Raw genomic sequence first — 2,817 nt, 5'->3', positions numbered from 1 at the left:
CGCCGGGCGATCGAACTTGATCGGCATCTCTCCCGTCTGCGCCGCAGCCGAAGTCACGAGACGAGTCTCGATCGGCGCGACGAGGTCGTGCAGGATCTGCCGCGACGTGCGGATCGGAAAGCGCGACAGCGTCACGAGGTTGTGCACATCGGCGGGGCCGGCTCGCCCCGTCAGATGTGTCGCGGCGCGATCGAACTGCTCGTAACGCGTGCCCTTCATCAGCTCATCGAGCGCCGCGAAAACACGATCACGCGAACCCGGCACGTGCTGCGCGTTCACTTCCTGCAGGCACACGATGTCGGCATCGAGCCGCTCCAGCATCGGCCGCAACACGCCCGCGCGTGGCGCGACCGGCGCATCCAGGCTTTCGATGTTGAAAGTGGCCACGCGCATGTTCGGGGCCCATGGATCCGTGCTCAACCCTGCCCCTGGAAGATCGCCTTCACGTCGTCGAATTTGATCTCGGGGTTCTTTTCGGCCGTCCATCGGAGGTTGAACGTCGAGTTGGCCAGATAGACATGGTCGCCGTCGATATCGGGAGCGATCGACGACTTGTTCTTGTCGATGAAGCCCTTCAGCGCTGCCGGATTGTCGGCGCTGATCCAGCGCACCGCCTCGCACGGCGCCTGCTCGAAGCCCATCGGCAGATTGTATTCGTTCTGCAGGCGGTCAGCGAGCACGTCGAGCTGCAGTGCGCCGATCACGCCGACGACGGGCTGAGTGCCGTCCACCGGCGAAAACAACTGCACAACGCCTTCCTCGGCCATCTCGTGCAGCGCATCCTTCAGCTTCTTGGCGCGGATGGCATCATCGAGACGCACGCGCCGCAAAATCTCCGGCGCGAAACTCGGAATGCCGAGGAACGCCAGATCCTCCCCTTCGGTCAGCGCATCGCCGATGCGAAGCTGCCCCTTGGTAGGGATGCCGACGACGTCACCCGCAAACGCCTCATCGGCCACGGCCCGGTCCTGGGCAAAGAAGAACTGCGGCGCCTGCAATGCCATCGTCTTGCCCGTGCGCACATGCTTGACCTTCATGCCGCGCGTGAGCTTGCCCGAGCACACCCGCATGAAGGCCATCCGGTCGCGATGGTTCGGATCCATGTTCGCCTGGATCTTGAACACGATGCCGGCCATTGCCTGCTCCGACGGCTCGACGATGCGCGTTGCAGCCTTCTGGGGCCTGGGCGGCGGTGCGAAGGCGATCAGCGCATCGAGCAGATCGCGCACGCCGAAGTTCTTCAGCGCGGAGCCGAAGAACACCGGGGTCTGTATGCCCTGCTGGAAAGCATCGACGTCGAACGCCGGGCTCGTTCCCGCGACCAGCTCGATCTCCTCCTGCCACTTCTCGACCATGCTCTCCTCGAGCAGCGCGGTCACCTGGGGGTCGGACGGGCCGGAGACGGGGATGCCCTCGTCGTCCTTGTCGGGCTGGCGGATGCGCGGATTGGCGAGATCGTAGGTGCCGCGGAACGTGCGTCCCATGCCGATGGGCCAGACGCGCGGCACCGTCTCGAGCTGCAGCTTGGCGGCGACCTCGTCGACGATCTCGAGCGGCTCGCGGCTTTCGCGGTCCATCTTGTTGACGAAGGTGATGATCGGGATGTCGCGCATCCGGCAGATCTCGAACAGCTTGAGCGTTCGAGGCTCGATGCCCTTTGCGGCGTCGATCACCATGATGGCGCTGTCCACGGCGGTCAGCGTCCGGTAGGTCTGGTCCGCAAAGTCCTCGTGGCCCGGCGTATCGAGCAGGTTGAAGACGCTGCCGGCATACTCGAAGGTCATCACGGAGGTGACGACCGAAATGCCGCGGGCACGCTCGATCGCCATCCAGTCCGAGCGCGTATTGCGCTTGTCCTTCTTGGCCTTCACCTGGCCGGCGAGCTGAATTGCGCCGCCGAACAGCAGGAGCTTTTCGGTCAGCGTCGTCTTACCGGCGTCCGGATGCGAAATGATCGCGAACGTGCGGCGCCGAGCAATCTCACCGGCGAGACCACCTGCGGTATTTGGTGCCGCGGCCTTGGCTGGCTGCGACACCTCGGCGGTATCGGACATGTCGAGCTTTACGTCGTCCACGGGAGGCATCCTCGTCAATCTGGCCCCTCTTACCACTGTTCGCGCCCAGCGCGAGCCGAATGCATTGCCGTTGCACCAGACTTGAGGGGTGACGTAGTGCACAGGGAGTGTTGCCAATTCAACGCAGTCGGGGTGCTTTCGACCCGCCCTTCGTTGCCCCGCCCCGCCGCGAGGTCTAGTTTCCGGCTCGAAGTTGGTGGCGTGGGGGCTGCTCGTGCGTTTGTCGTCGATCGCTGGTTCGTTGGCTGCCGCGGGTATCTGCCTCGGCGCGGGCTCTGCCGTTGCGCAGATCCAAGACCTTGCTTTCAATCAATATTCTGTCTACCGCATCTCACCGACCGCGAAGTATTTCACGCCGGGGTCCATTGTCCGGGGCTACAATTTCAATGGCGTCCTGAAAGTCGAGCTGATCTGCCGCAACAAGATCGACATCGAAAAAGACGAAAATATCCTGAGAGATAAGCTCATCTCCACGGGCTTCTTTTCACAGTCCGGCTTCCAGTTCAGCGCCGGAGCCACCGTCGTCAACGTACTCAATGCAGATTTCGGCGCGAACCTTGTCAACAGCGTCGTCATTTCCATGACCGACGTCACTGTCTACGAATACTCGGCCGAGGATCTGGCTGCTGTTCGCAAGGAGCTGCTGGCACGGCCTGCCTGCCTCGAGGCGGCGCGCAACCAGCGCAACAAGTATCGCGACGAATACAATGGTGCGCCCGCGGGGCTGTTCCAGACGCAGCGG

3 protein-coding genes are annotated in these 2,817 nt (G+C 63.2%); 1 reads left to right on the top strand and 2 read right to left on the bottom strand.

All coding sequences use genetic code 11. The features are described 5' to 3' along the window. Both IT540_RS11600 and IT540_RS11595 read right to left on the bottom strand, forming a co-directional pair. On the bottom strand, positions 1-393 hold a 393-nt coding region (locus tag IT540_RS11600; protein WP_291177598.1), incomplete at its 3' end, for an endonuclease/exonuclease/phosphatase family protein. Between the two features lie 23 nt (positions 394-416). Beyond that, on the bottom strand, positions 417-2,054 hold the full coding sequence (locus IT540_RS11595; protein ID WP_291177601.1) for a peptide chain release factor 3: 1,638 nt from the start codon (positions 2,052-2,054) through the stop codon (positions 417-419). 235 nt (positions 2,055-2,289) lie between these two features. Here IT540_RS11595 and IT540_RS11590 point away from each other — a divergent pair. After that, a partial coding sequence (locus IT540_RS11590) for a hypothetical protein (protein WP_291177597.1) occupies positions 2,290-2,817 on the top strand: 528 nt, incomplete at its 3' end.

Origin of the sequence: Hyphomicrobium sp. (assembly GCF_020852195.1) — a bacterium.
Lineage (GTDB): Bacteria > Pseudomonadota > Alphaproteobacteria > Rhizobiales > Hyphomicrobiaceae > Hyphomicrobium_C.
This window is presented reverse-complemented; position numbering and strand designations above follow the sequence as displayed.

Bases quoted from the DNA above. Each gene is read 5' to 3' on its own strand.
- IT540_RS11595 (WP_291177601.1), bottom strand. From the start codon at position 2,054: ATGTCCGATACCGCCGAGGTGTCGCAGCCAGCCAAGGCCGCGGCACCA.